Below are 255 nucleotides of genomic sequence, written 5' to 3' on the forward strand. Positions count from 1 at the left end.
CACCTATGTATTCAGTACAAGATACCCAGCTTATGCTAGGTGGGTTTCCCCATTCAGAGATCTCCGGATCAAAGTCTGTTTGCCGACTCCCCGAAGCTTATCGCAGGCTACCACGTCTTTCATCGCCTCTGACTGCCAAGGCATCCACCGTATGCGCTTCTTCACTTGACCATATAACCCCAAGCAATCTGGTTACTGTCTCGAACGTGAAGACGACATTCGCCGAAAATTCGCGCTTGAACTCGCAAATTTTAC

1 rRNA gene is annotated in these 255 nt (G+C 49.0%); it reads right to left on the minus strand.

What is annotated here, in order from left to right:
• Positions 1-171: ribosomal RNA gene (locus J5M67_RS29015) — 23S ribosomal RNA — on the minus strand; the annotation flags it as partial.
• Positions 172-255 lie beyond the last annotated feature (84 nt).

It is taken from the genome of Pseudomonas sp. 30_B (assembly GCF_017491605.1).
Classification (GTDB): Bacteria; Pseudomonadota; Gammaproteobacteria; order Pseudomonadales; family Pseudomonadaceae; genus Pseudomonas.